Annotated in this window: 11 protein-coding genes; 1 reads left to right on the forward strand and 10 read right to left on the reverse strand. The window is 41.8% G+C overall.

Annotated elements, in window-relative coordinates:
• Window positions 1-16: 16 nt before the first annotated feature.
• From egtD to K7X70_RS09175, 10 genes are all read right to left on the reverse strand, one after another.
• Window positions 17-994 (reverse strand): L-histidine N(alpha)-methyltransferase, encoded by a 978-nt coding sequence (egtD, locus tag K7X70_RS09130; protein WP_222536763.1) that lies wholly within the window; start codon window positions 992-994, stop codon window positions 17-19.
• A gap of 1 nt (window position 995) precedes the next feature.
• Window positions 996-2,147: an ergothioneine biosynthesis protein EgtB gene (gene egtB, locus K7X70_RS09135; protein WP_222536764.1), complete on the reverse strand. Its 1,152-nt coding sequence runs from the start codon at window positions 2,145-2,147 to the stop codon at window positions 996-998.
• Window positions 2,147-3,721, reverse strand: a complete 1,575-nt coding sequence (locus K7X70_RS09140) for an ABC transporter permease/substrate-binding protein (RefSeq protein ID WP_222536765.1) — start codon at window positions 3,719-3,721, stop codon at window positions 2,147-2,149. The genes egtB and K7X70_RS09140 overlap by 1 nt, the downstream gene beginning before the upstream one ends.
• On the reverse strand, window positions 3,714-4,475 hold the full coding sequence (locus tag K7X70_RS09145) for an ABC transporter ATP-binding protein (RefSeq protein WP_222536766.1): 762 nt from the start codon (window positions 4,473-4,475) through the stop codon (window positions 3,714-3,716). Before K7X70_RS09145 ends, K7X70_RS09140 begins: the two co-directional genes overlap by 8 nt.
• Entirely contained in the window at window positions 4,476-5,861 is a 1,386-nt protein-coding gene (locus K7X70_RS09150; RefSeq protein WP_222536767.1) for a mercuric reductase, read from the reverse strand.
• A 271-nt stretch (window positions 5,862-6,132) separates the two neighbouring features.
• Window positions 6,133-7,269, reverse strand: coding sequence for an efflux RND transporter periplasmic adaptor subunit (locus tag K7X70_RS09155; RefSeq protein ID WP_222536768.1), 1,137 nt, complete (start codon window positions 7,267-7,269; stop codon window positions 6,133-6,135).
• Between the two features lies 1 nt (window position 7,270).
• The gene (locus tag K7X70_RS09160) at window positions 7,271-11,602 is read right to left on the reverse strand and encodes a CusA/CzcA family heavy metal efflux RND transporter (RefSeq protein ID WP_222536769.1); all 4,332 of its coding nucleotides are present in this window, start codon (window positions 11,600-11,602) and stop codon (window positions 7,271-7,273) included.
• Window positions 11,603-11,681: 79 nt separating this feature from the next.
• The gene (locus K7X70_RS09165; protein ID WP_222536770.1) at window positions 11,682-12,062 is read right to left on the reverse strand and encodes a hypothetical protein; all 381 of its coding nucleotides are present in this window, start codon (window positions 12,060-12,062) and stop codon (window positions 11,682-11,684) included.
• 113 nt (window positions 12,063-12,175) lie between these two features.
• Entirely contained in the window at window positions 12,176-12,706 is a 531-nt protein-coding gene (locus K7X70_RS09170) for an outer membrane beta-barrel protein (protein ID WP_222536771.1), read from the reverse strand.
• Between the two features lie 53 nt (window positions 12,707-12,759).
• Window positions 12,760-15,120 carry a mechanosensitive ion channel domain-containing protein gene (locus K7X70_RS09175; RefSeq protein ID WP_255607028.1) on the reverse strand — a complete coding sequence of 787 codons (2,361 nt, stop codon included), beginning with the start codon at window positions 15,118-15,120 and terminating at the stop codon, window positions 12,760-12,762.
• 245 nt (window positions 15,121-15,365) lie between these two features.
• Here K7X70_RS09175 and K7X70_RS09180 point away from each other — a divergent pair, with 245 nt between their 5' ends.
• On the forward strand, window positions 15,366-15,989 hold the full coding sequence (locus tag K7X70_RS09180; RefSeq protein ID WP_222536773.1) for a COG3650 family protein: 624 nt from the start codon (window positions 15,366-15,368) through the stop codon (window positions 15,987-15,989).
• Window positions 15,990-16,115: the final 126 nt, after the last annotated feature.

Consider the following 16,115-nt stretch of genomic DNA (forward strand, 5'->3'; position numbering starts at 1 on the left):
ATAAAGTTTTTATAAATTAGACTACCGTCCAGACCGCATCAACAAAATAATTATGCTCATCAAAGAAGCGCTGGTTAAATTGAAATCCTGTTGCGATCGCCATCTCCTCTATCTCTTGAAGGGAGTATTTCAGTGAAATTTCCATATAAATAGGCTCGTAGGCCTCAAAATGAATGAGGGCTTCCTTTCCAATCTGAACCTCCTGTGATTTCAAGCTAATCAGGTAGCTTTTGCAAGCACCTGATTCCGGATCATAAAACGGATAATGCTCAAAAGCATCCAATTCAAAATTAGCATTTAGTTCTCTGTTAATGCGGGTCAGCAAATTAAGATTGAAAGCCGCAGTAATCCCTTGCGAATCATTATAAGCTGCCAAGATTTTCTTTGGATCTTTCTTCAGGTCAAAACCGATGATTAAAATATCACCTTTGGTTAAAGAGGCCCTCAGTGTTTTACAGAAGTCCGTTGCTTCCGCAACGTCCATATTACCAATATTAGCCCCCATAAATAATACCACCTTCCTGCGACCGGAAAGTGCAGTGCCTTTTTTCAACATCTCAAAATAGTCACCATTCAAGCCGGTTACCGCCAATCCTGGCAAAGTTTTTGGCAAATGATTTTCCAGGTGACTGATCATTCCTGCAGAAATATCTATGGGCATATAGGTGAATTCCAATTTCCTGTTACTCAGTTCTTTCAGCAGGTGAATAGATTTTGTGGCATCACCGGCGCCAAGTTCAATGAGGTCAAAAGCCGTATTTTCCATAGTAATCAGATCTGCAATAGCACCGCTTTGCTTGGAAAGGATGTCCATTTCTGCATTGGTCACATAGTACTCTTCCAATTTCATGATCTTTTGAAAAAGCAGATCCCCCTCCCGATCATAAAAATATTTAGCCTGCATAAATTTAGGGCTGGCTTGCAATCCTGTTAAAATATCCTGCATGAATTGACATTCTGCAATGCTTTGTGCTGCTGTTTTGTTGTTGATCATATTATTTGGCAAGTCGTAAGCCTGTAAACTGCCACCTTAAATGTGGATGAAAAAAATTCCTGTAACTGATTCTGCTATGTCCTTCAGGTGTAGCTATAGAAGCACCGCGGAGCACTTTCTGCTGCACCATAAATTTGCCATTATACTCTCCTATTGCCCCAGGTGCTTTATTAAAGCCTGGATATGGCAGATAAGCACTTTCGGTCCATTCCCAGCGCTGGCCCCAGTTGAAAGCCTGAGCTGCCACTTCCCATTCAAACTCGGTAGGTAGTCGCAGACCAGCCCAGCTGGCATAAGCATAGGCTTCATAATAACTGATATGGGTAACTGGTTCCTGAAGATCAATTGGCCTTAAACCTGAAAGGGCATAACGATACCATTGGTCCTCTATAAGATGCCAATACATTGGCGCAGTTACTTGGTTATTGTTTACCCAGTCCCAGCCTTCCGAATGCCAATACTCAAAATTCTGATAGCCTCCGCTATTTATAAACTCAAGGTATTCCGCATTATTTACCAGATTTGAACTGATAGAGAATGGCTGTAAATAAACCTTATGAAGCCCTAATTCATTGTCAAAGCAGAATGATGTGCCCGTATAACCGATCTCATACACCCCTTCTGCGACACCGATCATTTCGCGTGTTTTAGTTTGCAGTGCATTGCTTTCTTTTACCTCGGGATGATAAGCAGGAAAGAGTGGATTATTTCCCAAAATATATTTGATATCCGTGAGCAAAAGCTCCTGATGCTGCTGTTCATGGTTGAAACCAAGAAACAATAATTCCTCAACCTCTTCAGTTAAAGGATTTTCCAATAACCTCAGCATTGCTTCGTCAACATAAGCCCGATATTGATAAATCTCTTTTACTCCAGGGCGGCTCAAATTCCCCCTATCCGTACGAATCACCCTGTTTCCTATCGTTTCATAATAACTATTGAACACATAATTATAAGCGTCGTTGTACACCTCATAACCAGAAGAAAAAGGCTGTAAAATGAATGTTTCAAAAAACCAGGTAGTATGGCCAAGATGCCATTTAGGAGGGCTTACATCCACAATGGGCTGCACTACATAATCTTCGGTTTCTAAGGGTTCGCAAATCTGTTCTGAATGTTTTCTAATCTTCAGGTACTTTTCCGATAATATCATTAATTGGTCTCTAAGTAGTTTTTAAGTTCTGTAATGGTATTAACACCTAGTGCTTTCGATTGTTTTTCTCTCATCATTAAGGCATAAGAATTATTAAAACCTATGGGATTAAGCCATTTAATTTTGTACTGCTGCTGAAAAGTTTTCTTCACATAGTCGTATACCTTCTTTTTGTCTTGTCCAACACTTTTAAGTACGGACTGATCTGGGTTCAATAGTACCAGTAAACCAGTACCGGTATATTCCGGGTAAAAATCAATCTGATCGTTTACCAATGCGTCAAAGCAGATTTTTGTCCCACCTAACCCGGATTTTGTAGCCACCTGATAATCGGTATTACCTTCTATCAGCATTCGATAAATCTGAGCAAGAATATATTGCTCACCAAATATTTTTGAACCAATCCTTATTACAGTTCCATTTCCTCTCCGCGGACTTTTATACAGGCCCACTGACTGTAAAAAATCTTTGGCCACACGTTCAGGGCTCTGTTTCATGTAATCCGTACGGTAATTTAAGGAAATCATCGTAGAATCATTAATCTTTCCAGCCAAAAGATTCAGCACTTCTTCCAACTGTGGAAATTTATCCAAAGCTGCTTGACGGATGATAGGCACCGCGTCATAAGGCGGAAATATTCCTTTATCATCTTTCAAAACTACCAGGTCAAAAGCTTTTAAGCGCCCGTCGGTAGAGTAGCCGCTGATGACATCTAAGTCCTTTTCATAAGCTGCCTTATACATCACCGCATCGCTGATTACCCTTGTTGGGATCTTTAATCCATAAACAGATTTTAAACCCAGATTTCCATCTTGCCTGCCCATAAATTCGGGTGTAAATCCTGCGGTCAATTTATGCTGGCCTCCAGCAGCAGGCCAGCATTCATATCCGATCAGGCAGATAATCACAAGCACTGCTGCAAAGCCCAATCTTTTAAGTTTCAGGAAATTCAGCTGCTGAAGTCCGGAAAGGGAGAAGTCAATCAAGATCGCCAGTAGAGCTGCTGGAATTGCACCCGCAAGAATCATATTGCTATTGTTCAGCGAAATCCCTCCAAAAATAAACTCCCCCAGTCCGCCGGCAGCAATAAAAGAAGCCAGTGTGGCCACTCCAACATTGATGACGGCCGCAGTTCTAATTCCCGCCAGGATCACTGGCATCGCCAAAGGCAGTTCTACCTTCAAAAGCACTTGTTTTTTACTCATTCCCAAGGCATTTGCTGCCTCAACAACATCGGCATTTACTCCAGTTAGACCAGTAAAAGTATTTCGGATGATGGGTAATAGCGCATATACGAGCAAAGCGACAATAGCAGGTTTTGCTCCAATTCCTAATAATGGAATCATAAAACCAAGCAGTGCGATGCTGGGAATCGTTTGTAATACACCTGCGAAGCCCAAAATTCCTGATGCCCATTTACGTTTCCTTGCGATAAACATGCCTAAGGGAAGGCCAATTGCAATGGCAAGTATTAAAGCCGTAAAAGTGAGCCCAAGGTGCTGTAAAGTCTGACTTAAGAGCTTATCCTTTTGCTCCCACATGAAATTCCATAAAGTTTGCTGGCGATCATCCATGAATATTCTTGTTTTGATATAGGAATTCAAGGACTAAACGTGCCCCATCCAGAAACTGGCGTGCAAAATCATTAACTGGTCGGTAGAGGAGGTCTTGTGCCGTACCGATTTGAACGACCTCTCCTTTACTCATCAAACAAATCCGATCGGCCAGTTCAAAAGCTTCCTGCACATCGTGTGTCACCATTACGATCGTTTTTCGCTTGAGTTCTTCTAAAGCTTTAAATTCTACCTGGATATTTGTTCTGGTTACATTATCCAGTGCGCCAAATGGCTCATCCATCAATAAGATTGCAGGATCGGCCACTAGTGCCCTTGCCAACCCCACCCGCTGCTGTTGTCCACCACTCAATTCATGAGGAAATAATGTCAGGCAATCCGGCGATAAATGAAGTTTTTCCAGCAGCTCAAGTGTCCGGGTCTCAATTTGGGAGGCCGGCCAGTTCAGCAATTTCGGAACAACGGCAATATTTTCCGCAACCGTATAATGAGGAAAAAGACCAATATTCTGCATTACATAACCGATTTTTCGCCTTAACATTTCCGGTTTTTCATCAGATGCGGACTGCCCATCGATGAGGATTTTTCCGGAGTCTGGTTCTATCAGGCGGTTGATCATCTTTAGTGTGGTCGTTTTCCCACAGCCACTCGTTCCTAGAATCACCATGGTTTCACCTTCCTGTACTGTAAAGGAAACCTCTTTTACCGCTGCTGTACTTCCAAAGTGCTTACTGACGCCCAATAATTCAATCATTTATTTCTCTTTCATATTCATAAAAAGGTTGTTTAGGGACTCCGAGAACGTAGGATGCGCAAAAACACCATACCGGATCGCATCGGCGGTAATGCCGCCTTGCATGGCCATCTGTAGGACCGCCATAATCTCACCACCTTCTGCTGCAAGCAGGCAGGCACCCAATATTTTTCTGCTTTTACGGTCTACAATGGCTTTCATAAAACCTAAAGTCTGCCCTGTTTCTATGCCCCTGGCGACCTGCGTCATTGGGATTTTTGCCACCAGAAAATCCAATCCTTTCTCCTTTGCTTGCGCTGCGGAAAGTCCTACCCTTGCCAGCTGCGGATCAGTAAACATGCAGTAAGGAACTTGTCGATCTGTGGTACTCAGTTTTTCTTTCTCTATCAAATTCCTATACACAATCGTATAGTCATTATAGGCAATATGGGTGAAGGCAGGCCCTCCATTTACATCCCCAAGTGCATAAATTCCTTTTACATTTGTTTCGAGCTTTTCATTGACCAGGATGTAACCGTTCTGATCTATTTTTATACCTGGTATATCCAGGTTTAAGGCATCTGTGTTTGGCGTTCGCCCGATGGCCAGCAGCAGATGACTGGCTTTAATATTTTTTGTATCATCAGCGGTTTTCAATTGAATACTTAATTTGCCTTGAACCCCTTTAACTTCTTCTAACGTGCTTTTTGTCAGCACCTTCAACCCTTCTTCTTCTAATATTTCAGTGAGCGTTGAAGAAACATCTTCATCTTCCCGTCCTACAATTCTGGATGATTTTTCAAGAACGGTTACTTTACTGCCAAACCGATGAAACAACTGAGCAAACTCCAATCCAATATAATTACCGCCAAGCACCACCAGATGTTCTGGAATTTCCTTTAAATCTAAAATAGTAGTGGAAGTCAGGTAGTTTGCTGCTGTTAGGCCAGGAATCGCTGGAATCTTTGCTCTTGCCCCAATATTGATGAAAATCAAATCTGCGGAAAACAAAAGTTCTGCTCCATCTGAAGTTTTTATCCTTAATTCCTTTGGCCCTGAAAACGTCGCTTCACCCTGGATAAGGTCCAGACCTTTAGTGGCTTCAATACCCTTTTTAGCGCCTGACCGGAAGGAATCAACGATTTCATCCTTCCTTTTCATGATCTTTTTCAGATCAATTTTAACTGTATCAATTTCTAGTCCGAGCAGGCTTGCCTTCCTCGCCTGATGCGCCGCATGGGCAGCAGCAATAATCGTTTTTGTTGGCGTACATCCATCATTGATGCAAGTACCACCAACCCATCTTTTTTCAATAAGAACGGTCTTTTTCCCCGCTTCAGCCAGCTTTTTAGCTAATGGTACCCCAGCTTGCCCTGCTCCAATAATAATCGCATCGTAATGTTTCATTTCTTGCTGCTTTTACGGATTTAAAAATACACTGACTAATATAACTACTTATTAGCGCAAATGTTTGCAGCAGGAATAATGGTATCTTAATTAAAAAGTATAAGAGGAATGCATGGTCTTCGGGTAGGATTCGAGTTTAATGGCGACTTGAGCAGGGGTTGACAAGGCATGAGCCCTCGTCAACCCCGAACACAACCGCAGCACAATGAGAAGACAACTAGCGCTTGAGGTGCTTAGGATGCGCATGCACCCTTAATTCATGGCAAAGCTTTTACTCTTCGCTCGTGTTTTTTAACTTCATTAATAAGGAATACGCGCCTTTTACGACAATCTTCTTGCCTTTTAAGTCTGAATTTAGTGCAGCATAACCTTTTTCCGAAATCCCTTTTTTTACTTCCGTCATCTTGAAAGTTTGAGGGCCATTACTCACAAAAACATAGTCTTTATTCTCATAATTTACAAAGGCATCTTCTGGCAAGGCATCTATTTTGTCATTATTGACCTGTACTGAGGCGTTCATATACATGCCTGGCACCAACTTTTGGTCGTACTGCTCAAAATCACAATGAACCGTCGTACTTCTTTCCTCATTTAAGGCATGGCTCACTAAGGCTACCTTTGTGCGGTATTGCTGATCAGGCCTTGCATTACTATAAGCCATCACCTGCTGACCAATTTTAATCTTGCTCAGGTCCTTCTCAAATACAGTCAGGTTTAAGTGAATATTATTCGGGTTCACGAGTTCAAAAATCACATCCGAAGGAACCACATATTTCCCGATATTCACATTCACCTTGCTCACATATCCATTAATTGGCGAGTAAACTCCAATCGTCCTACTGATGTTGTCTTCGGTAAGCTTAGCTGGATTAAGGCCGATCAACCTCAGCTTTTCTGCTAAAGCTTTACTTTCAATGCTAAAGTTTTTATACTCATTATCTGCCTGTTGAAAAACCTTATCGCTTCCCGCCTTTGCCGAATGGAGTTCACGCTGCCTGTTGTATTCTTTCAGCGCAAAGCCCAGTTTATTTTTAGTACTCAGGTAATCCTGCTGTAATTGGATATACTGTGGATCTTCAATCGTAGCCAGTAGCTGGCCTTTGCTGATTTTGGTCCCCGGCAGCATCTGCGTTGATTTCAGATAGCCGCCTAAAGGCACGCTTACAGACACCAAATTTTGCGGTGGCACTTCGATCTGTCCATTGAGCTTAAGCACCGTACTGATTTCCTTTTGCTGCACATCGGCAAGCTGCAAATCGATTTGCTTGGCCTGTTCCGGGCTCAACTGAACGATACTTTCGTCCGTAGTTGTTTTTACTTTCGACTCTTCATGCGCACTGCTGCTGCATCCATAAATAAATACGGGAATCAATAATGCTGGCAAATATTTAAAAATGATAGATTTCATGTTATTTTGATAAAAGGTAATTCAATTGAATAATACTATTGTTCAGGCTGGTTACTGCGTTGAGATAATCCATGCGCAGGGTTAAAGCCTGTTGGTTTAACAGGGTCCATTCCAGGTAATTGATTTCCCCTTTTTGCAGCTGTTGATTGAGTACTGAGGTAATTTCTCTGGCATTTTTCAAAGCATTGTCTTCAAAGTCATGCACAATTTCTTTGTTCTTTTTCAACTGCTGAATACCATCCTCCATCTCTGCCTGCAGCTGTTTTCGCACATAACCGCTTTCCATTGCCGCAACATCCTGCTGTGCTCTTGCCGACCTTATCCTTGCCTTTTGCGCCCCAGAAAAGATTGGAATACCAACACCCAGCTGAACCGAATGAAATCTGGATCCCAGATCATAACGAATGCCATCTTGCAAGCTCATATTCTGATAACCTAAACTTAGTCCAGGCAACAATTTTGACTGCTCCACTTTTGTGTTACTTTTTGCCAGCTGCTCTTCCTGTAAATGAAGTTTTAATACTGGATGATTTTCCAGCATAGCCGGATCTACCGCATCAAATTCCATTTTAAAAGCGGAAGCCTGTGGTAAGCGCATTTCGCCTGCATTGATCAGCAAAAGGAATTGTTGCTGGAGGAAACTAAATTCCTTTTGTAGCTCTTTCTGTTGTCTGCTGATCTGTGTCAACTGATTTTCAGCACTTGCCTTTTCCAGCATATTCGTCTCACCAGCTTTAAACCTCAATGCAGCAATCCGCAGGAACTCCCGATAGGTACTGTCCATTGACCGCAGCAAAGTTTGCTTCTCTGCAATTACCAAAAGCTCGTAAAACATGGAAGTAGTCATCTTTTTAACCTCCGACTGCTTTAAATCTACCTCCAATAATTTCAGCTTCCACTCTTCCGATAACCTTTGTTTTTCTCGACCATAAACCACTGGTAAACTGAAACTTTGACTAACTCCAACTGAATTATCAATTAAAGCACTATTGAACTTTCCATATTGAGCTGACAGGCTGGTTTGAGGAATATCCATGCCTGCTTTAATCAACAACCGGGCTTGTTCAGCCCGTAGCTTCTGGCCTTTTAACAGCATATTTCCAGCGGCTGCACTGTCCAGTGCTTCCTGTAAGCCAATTGGTTTTTGTGCAATTGCAGGACTGAAAACAAAAAACAACAAGATCACGGAAACTATAATCTTGCTATGCTTACCCGGCTTAATCCCCTTCTCCACAGCCACATATAAAATCGGCAATACAAAAAGCGTCAATAAAGTCGCAATCATCAATCCCCCGATCACAACGGTAGCCAATGGTCTTTGTACAGAGGCACCGGCCCCATTACTCAATGCCATTGGCAGGAAGCCTAAAGAAGCTACAAAAGCAGTCATCAATACTGGTCTTAGCCTGGTCATCGTGCCCTGCATCACTACATTTTTCATCTCTGTTTCTCCTGATTTTTTAATGCGGTTGAACTCTGCAACCAATACAATTCCATTCAGCACCGCAATGCCAAATAGGGCGATAAAGCCTACCCCTGCGCTGATACTGAAAGTCATACCCCTCATCGCGAGCAGGAAAATCCCGCCAATTGCCGATAAAGGGATGGCAGTATAAATCAATAGTCCATATTTTATAGAGTCAAAAGCAAAGTATAACAGTAGGAAAATAAGGATCAGCGATACCGGAACGGCCACTGACAATCGGGATTTAGCCTCATTCAGGTTCTCAAAAGACCCACCATAGGCCACCGTATAACCCGCAGGCAATTTGATCTGCTCCTCTACTTTCTCCTGCAGCTCGTTCACGATACTCTCTACATCCCGTCCGTTCACGTTAAAGCCTACCAGCACCCTTCTCTGCGTATTTTCTCTTTGTATCTGACTTGGACTGTCCTCCAGCTCTACAGTGGCCACCTGACTCAATGGAATCTGGTTTCCTGCAGGTGTAGGAATCAGCAGCTGCTGCACATCCGCAAGGTCTTTCCTGTTGTCATTATCCAATCGAACCACCAGTTCAAAACGCTTCTCACCTTCGAAAACTAAACCGGTACTTTGTCCTGCAAATGCCGCATTGATGTTTCTATTGATGTCGGAAATGTTCAGCCCGTACTGTGCAATCGCAGGTCTGTTGTATTTAATCACAATTTGAGGGGTTCCACTAATCTGTTCCACATAATGCTCCGTAGTCCCTTCTACAGTTCTCACAATATTCCCCAATTTCTTCGCGTATACACTCAAAGTATCCAGGTTTTCCCCATAAATCTTACACACTACATCTTGCCTGGCCCCTGTCATCAGTTCATTAAAGCGCATTTGTACAGGAAACTGGAAGCTGGTGGTCACCCCTGGAACCTCCGACGCTGCTTTACTCATTTTCTCAGACAGTTCATCAAAGGAACTGGCAGAGGTCCATTCGCTTTTTTTCTTCAGGTTGATGATCATATCGCCCATATCCATAGGCAGCGGTTCTGTAGGTACTTCACTGCTGCCAATTTTGGTCACGATATTTTTCACTTCCGGAAACCTGGATTTGAGAATCGCTGAAACTTTTTGTACATTTTCAATTGTGGTGTTTAAACTGCTTCCGGAAAGCACCCGCGTTTCTACTGCATAATCTCCTTCTTCGATGGATGGGATAAACTCACCGCCTAATCTTGTCAGTAAAAACACAGCAAAGACAAACATGACCACCACTACACTCAGAATGAGCTTTGGAATCGCCAATGCCCGATTCAAAATTTTACTATAACCAGCTTCTATTTTTGCCATCAGGCGATCGGAGAAATTCTTCTTATCACTGATCTTTTTGCTGAGAAACACACTGCTGACCATGGGAATATAGGTAAGCGACAAGATAAAGGCGCCTAACAAAGCAAAAGCCACCGTTTGCGCCATTGGCTTAAACATCTTTCCTTCAATTCCCTGCAAGCTGAAAATTGGCAGGTAGACAATCAGGATGATGATCTGCCCAAATACCGCACTGTTCATCATTTTAGAAGAAGCGCTCTTCACTTCTTTATCCATTTCCTGCTGGGATAAAGTCCTTAGTCCGGCAAACTTCTTACTATGGGTTAGCTGGTGCATCACTGCTTCCACAATAATGACTGCACCATCTACAATCAACCCAAAATCCAGCGCACCAAGGCTCATCAGGTTACCGCTTACGCCAAACAAGTTCATCATGATGATGGCAAAAAGCATGGATAATGGAATTACAGAAGCCACTAATAACCCTGCACGCACATTTCCTAAAAACAAGACCAATACAAAGATCACGATCAACGCCCCCTCCATCAGGTTCGTCTTTACGGTATCAATCGCATTGCTCACCATATCTGTACGGTCCAGGAATGGTTCTATGACCACACCTTCCGGCAAGGACTTTTGAATCTCCGCGATTTTCGTTTTGATGCTCTCGATCACCACATTGCTGTTGGCACCTTTCAGCATCATGACAATTCCGCCGGAAACTTCTCCTTCATCATTGTAGATTAAAGCACCATACCTTGTTGCTGAACCTATTTTCACTTCTGCAACATCACGGACCAATAAAGGCACATTATTATTCTTGTTTTTGATGACTACATTCTCAATGTCGTCTTTATTTTCGATCAATCCTTCACTTCTGATATAGCTTACGGACGACTGCTTTTCTATATAGGAACCGCCGGTATTCTGGTTGTTGCTTTCCAGCGCATTAAACACATCGGCAATGGTAATTCCATGGGCCTGTAATTTATTAGGATTAATGGCCACCTCATATTGCTTGAGCTTACCACCAAAACTGCTCACTTCAGCTACTCCTTTTACGCCTAATAATTGCCGCCTCACCATCCAATCCTGTAGGGTACGCAATTCGGTAATGTCGTATTTGCTTTCATAGCCTTTTTTTGGCTTCAATACATATTGGTAGATTTCTCCAAGGCCGGTAGAAATAGGTCCCATTTCTGGCTTTCCAATTCCATCCGGGATACTGGCCTGCACGGTAAGCAGACGCTCTGAAACCTGCTGACGGGCCCAATAAACATCTACATCATCATTAAAAACCAGGGTAACCAAAGAAAGTCCGAAACGGCTGTAACTGCGGATTTCTTTAATACCAGCGATATTACTGCTCGCCTGTTCTACCGGAAAAGTGACCAGTCTTTCAATATCCGTTGCGCCATAAGAGGGCGCGGTGGTGATGATCTGCACCTGATTATTGGTAATATCAGGTACAGCATCTACCGGCAGTTTTGTCAATTCAAAAACACCGTAAATAACTAGCGCAATGGCAAATAGCGCCACTATGAGTTTATTCTTTACAGAAAACCCAATGATTTTATTCAACATAAAAAGATTGTATTATGATTTATTCTTCTAACAATAAAAGCTAAACCAAGAGATTATTGCTCTGGCTTAGTAGCATAAATCAAACTTTTGGCGGTTGCCAGATGGTATCCAGGTAGGCATAAGGAATATGGTCATCGTGATAGATCACCGGATGTAATTTCAATAAAGCACTGAATGCTTTGATGGTGTATTTATGGAATGGTGGGGTTGCCGGGCTAGTTAAAACAGAGTTTTTATCGATCGATTTAAAAGGCAGTTGATTGTCGCGGTCTTCGTCGTTATCGGTATGAGGAATAGAGTTGTAATGATCGAAGAGATATACAGAAAAGCTAATATCCTCATTTAAAGCCTTGTGCTCAAAGTAGTGTTGAAAAAGTAAGGGCAGTTTGATTAATTCCTGCAATCCGGTAGAAAAAATGAGGAGGATGATAGTTACAAATATGGATACGTGCTTCTTCAACTCCTCAAATGTATTGGTTTCTTTGCTCCTAAAAAAGAAAAAAACGGTAACAATTTCATAAAAAAGAAGCGCTGGCCATGTTTTGACCAGCGTTTCTTTGTAAAAATTCTTTGTTACAAGCTGAAATTATAAGCTAAACGGATGCCTAGAAAAGAAGTGCTTGAATCCGCATCTTTCATTTCTGCACTTTGATATTTAAGGCCTAACTCCACTTTAGAGATGTTATAACTTACACCAGCTGCCCAGCCAAAGCTGGTATTGTTCTCGCTTACCGTCTGATTACCTGCAGATACACCAACTTTGTTGATGGAAATACCTATTTGTGGCTCCAGGTTGAATTTACCAAGCGTATATCTGTATCCAGCGTAAATTGGTACGGTTGAGAAACTTGCATCAATTCCAGAGATCATGTCTTTAAGACCAAATCTGTTATAGCCAAGTTCTAATGTAGCATGCTGCGGTGCAGATCCGAAGCCATACATGCCTTTTGCGGCAAAGCCGAAACCTACATTTGCGATATCTGAAAGATCGAATGTAGGGATTGCTGCCTGACCTGAAATTTGTAATTTGTGGTTTCCTTCCTGCGCCTTAGCACCGAATGCTAAACCTAAAACGACAGCAGAAGTTAGTAAGATTTTGTTCATACAATTTAGTTGATTTCGTAATAATTAGCCAAATTTAATTAATTAGCTTGATTTTACAATTTTTCTCTCTCCTCTCCAGTGTTTTTATCCAAATTTCGAATAAAAATTTCCTGCTGAGGAAATGGGATCAGAATGCCTTTTTCCTTAAAAGCCGCAGCTATAGCTACAATCAGATCGCTTTTAGTACTTAAAGCCTCTCCGATGTGTTTGGTCCAGAAGTAAATCCGAAGATCAATTGAGCTATCACTAAATTGTTCAAATTGAACCACCGGACCAGGATTTTTACTGATCCGTTGTTCTGCATTCAAAATATCCATCAGCAATTGCCTGCTTTTCTCCAGGTCGGAATCATAGGCAATACCAATGTTGATGGCTACGCGTTTACGGTTTCCACCAAGCGACCAATTGATCAGATGGGAGTTTAAAAGATCACCATTAGGCACCACCACATCTGCGCCTTCCCAATTAGAAATCACACTGCTTCTAAATCCGATGGACTTCATTCTTCCTCCCTGTCCGGCGATATCCACAATATCCCCTACATTCACAGGCTTTTCGAATGCGATGATCAGTCCGCTCACCAAATTGTTCACTAAGGTTTGCAGGCCAAATCCGATGCCCACACCTAATGCACCTAAAACAATGGTTATCCGGTCTACCGGTATTCCTGCTGCCGCAACCGCTAAAAACAAGCCAATGCACAAGATAGAAATACGCACCAGCAGCAGCCAGCTACCTATTCCCTGACGTCCTAACTTATTATTCGCCACCTGCCGATCCGCTGCAAAGAAAGATACCACTTTAGAAATGATGACCGAGGTGGCCATGATCGTCATAAATAAAAGCAGGTTGTTGATGGTAAAAGTATAGCTCCCCAAGGTACGTTCCTGACTAAAAAAGCTCATCAATGGCTTCGATAAATAGTCAAAAGCAGGGAAGTTACGTCCAAATAATGCCACCCATCCTATTACCAGCAAGACGTAAAATAGTGCTGGCGCTTTTTTTCCTACCTTTTCAAAATTAAGGTAAAAGAGTTTTCTGTCCTGACCAGAATAGACATTAAAAGCCAGGAAAAGACCTTCGTTAATCAGCCTCACAGTCCAAAGGAAAAGAATCGCAATCACAACGTTTAAAAACCCACTGATGAATAAGGTTTTAGACAAGTTATACCTGCCAAAAACATTTGCTGCTATGGAGGCCAATTCCAGAAACACCATAAAAGCGATAGACCATCTGATCCATTTTTCTCTCAATTGTTCCTGAGGTCCTCTTAGAAAGCTGAACAAACCAACAGCTACACCGGCAATAGCGGTAACCAACATGAACCAGCGTTCTACTCTTGAAGCTTGGAGCACCAGATTTCCTAAGGCTGCCATCAAAAAAACTAGCACCATGATCAACCAGATATTCATCCAGTATTTACTCACATAGCCCTTAAAAATAAAGCTGAGGCAAATGCAGGATATTGCCCATGAAATCACGTTCAGAATAAATGGCGGGGAAATGAATACAAATTGAAAAATACTGATCACCAGCAGCATCGCAGAAAGCAATGGGTATCGCAGCACCAATTGTCCTTCAAAGTCTGGCTTTAACAAATTAGCCTGGATATAAATACTTTTCAGGGAGCGCAGGTAAATAAAGGAAGTCAGGATCAGTAAAATCAATACGACGAATTTTCCCGCATTATTTTCTATATAAAAACTAAGTGTCAATAGTCCTTTTGTAGTCGAGAAATCCAGAATTTCTTCAAAAGGCCGATAAAAACCCTGGACTTCCCAAATGTTACTAAATTCTCTCTTAAAAGTATGCCCCACCATCTCCTGCTGGTAGGATTCGATCTCTTCTAAGCTGCTTTGCAGCTTAAAAACCATCATATTTACCTGATTTAGTAAGGTTTGAACGGTATTGTTCGCGGTATTCAATGAGCTATCTACCGGAGTCGTTTCATAAGCAATTACCTGGATCTTTTGCAGGTATTTCATGAGCGATGTAGAGTCTGTCGGGAACTTAAACAAAGCCGGTACACTCAACAGTGAATCTAACTGGTATCGAAAATTATTCAGTTCCTGCTGACGAATATCAAGCTTAGACTTCCTTTTATTGGTTTTATCCAATAATTCTCCAAGTATCTTAGCTGTCGCGGTTAAGTTTCTAAAAGTTTGTGCAGTGCCTTTATTGGTAAAAACTCCATCTCCGGCGATCACAAAATCTTTCTCCGTTTGCAGCAATTCCGCTTTGGTACTGGGGGTATCCAGGTTACTTTTAAGGTAGATCTTTGCTTTTTGCATCGTCCTTCTGATTTCATCAAAGGTTTTAACTTGAGCAATCCTGGCTTTATCTGCATTGAAATCTGCTGCGCTTTTTCCAGAAGAAACCTTTGCAAAGGCCTGCATTTTATCAACGAAATTCAATTTTGAGCTGTCAGCAACTTTGGACGTATGCGCGGTATCCCGGTTTTGCGCAAGTATACTGAGGCTACAAAAAACCGTGCTAACACATAAAAAAAAGCAGCTTATTTTTTTTGAGATCATAGGTTAAACAAATATAGCCCTTCAATATTACAAAAAAAGCGGCATTTATTTTGCTAGTAACTTCTATAATTACTAGTTAATCTACTTACAAATGCGCGTAATTTAACTTCCAAAAAATCCATCTTATGAAAATCATTTATCCAATAGTCGGCCTGCTTGGCACTGTGTTGTTTTTTAGCTGTACCAGCGATAAGCGTGGTACGAACAAGAATGACGATACCGTAGCAGTGCCTAGTGACACCACAGCTACAACCATGATTCCAGCTCCGGCGCCAACGAATTCGATTCCGTATTCAGACAGTACAGGCAACGAAAAGACCGTGAATCTAGTGAAAGCCAGTTTAGCCGAGATGTTCAAAGATGAGCTTTCCAAAAAACTGATCGACGAACAAAGCAGAAAATTCAGGCTCTTTGAGCACAACCTAAATAAAGACCCTGAAAAGGAAATCTTTGTTGGCCTAACAGGATCTAATTTTTGCGGTTCAGGCGGATGTACGGTATTGTTATTAAGCGCTAAAGGTGCATTGATTACCAGATTTACAGTGACCGGCAGTCCAATTTTAGTTGCTGATACCAAGACCAAAGGCTGGAATGATTTAATCCTACACAGTGATGGTAAAGACCATCTAATCAAGTTTGATGGAAAAACATACCCTTCTAATCCTAGTATACAACCTGTTTACACTTCAAATACATCACAAACTTTAGTGAAAGGTTTAGAAGATTCAGACCAATTGTATACCTGGTAAAATCAAATTCTACCTGTTAAAGTATAAAACACGTTAATGGAGAACACTAGGGTAATATTTGGCAGCCCTGGTTTTTTCCATTATTTTTTTCACTCTTTTGCTGATTTAAAGATCAGGACCTAAGGA

Source organism: Pedobacter polysacchareus (assembly GCF_019802255.1).
GTDB classification, from domain to species: Bacteria; Bacteroidota; Bacteroidia; order Sphingobacteriales; family Sphingobacteriaceae; genus Pedobacter; species Pedobacter polysacchareus.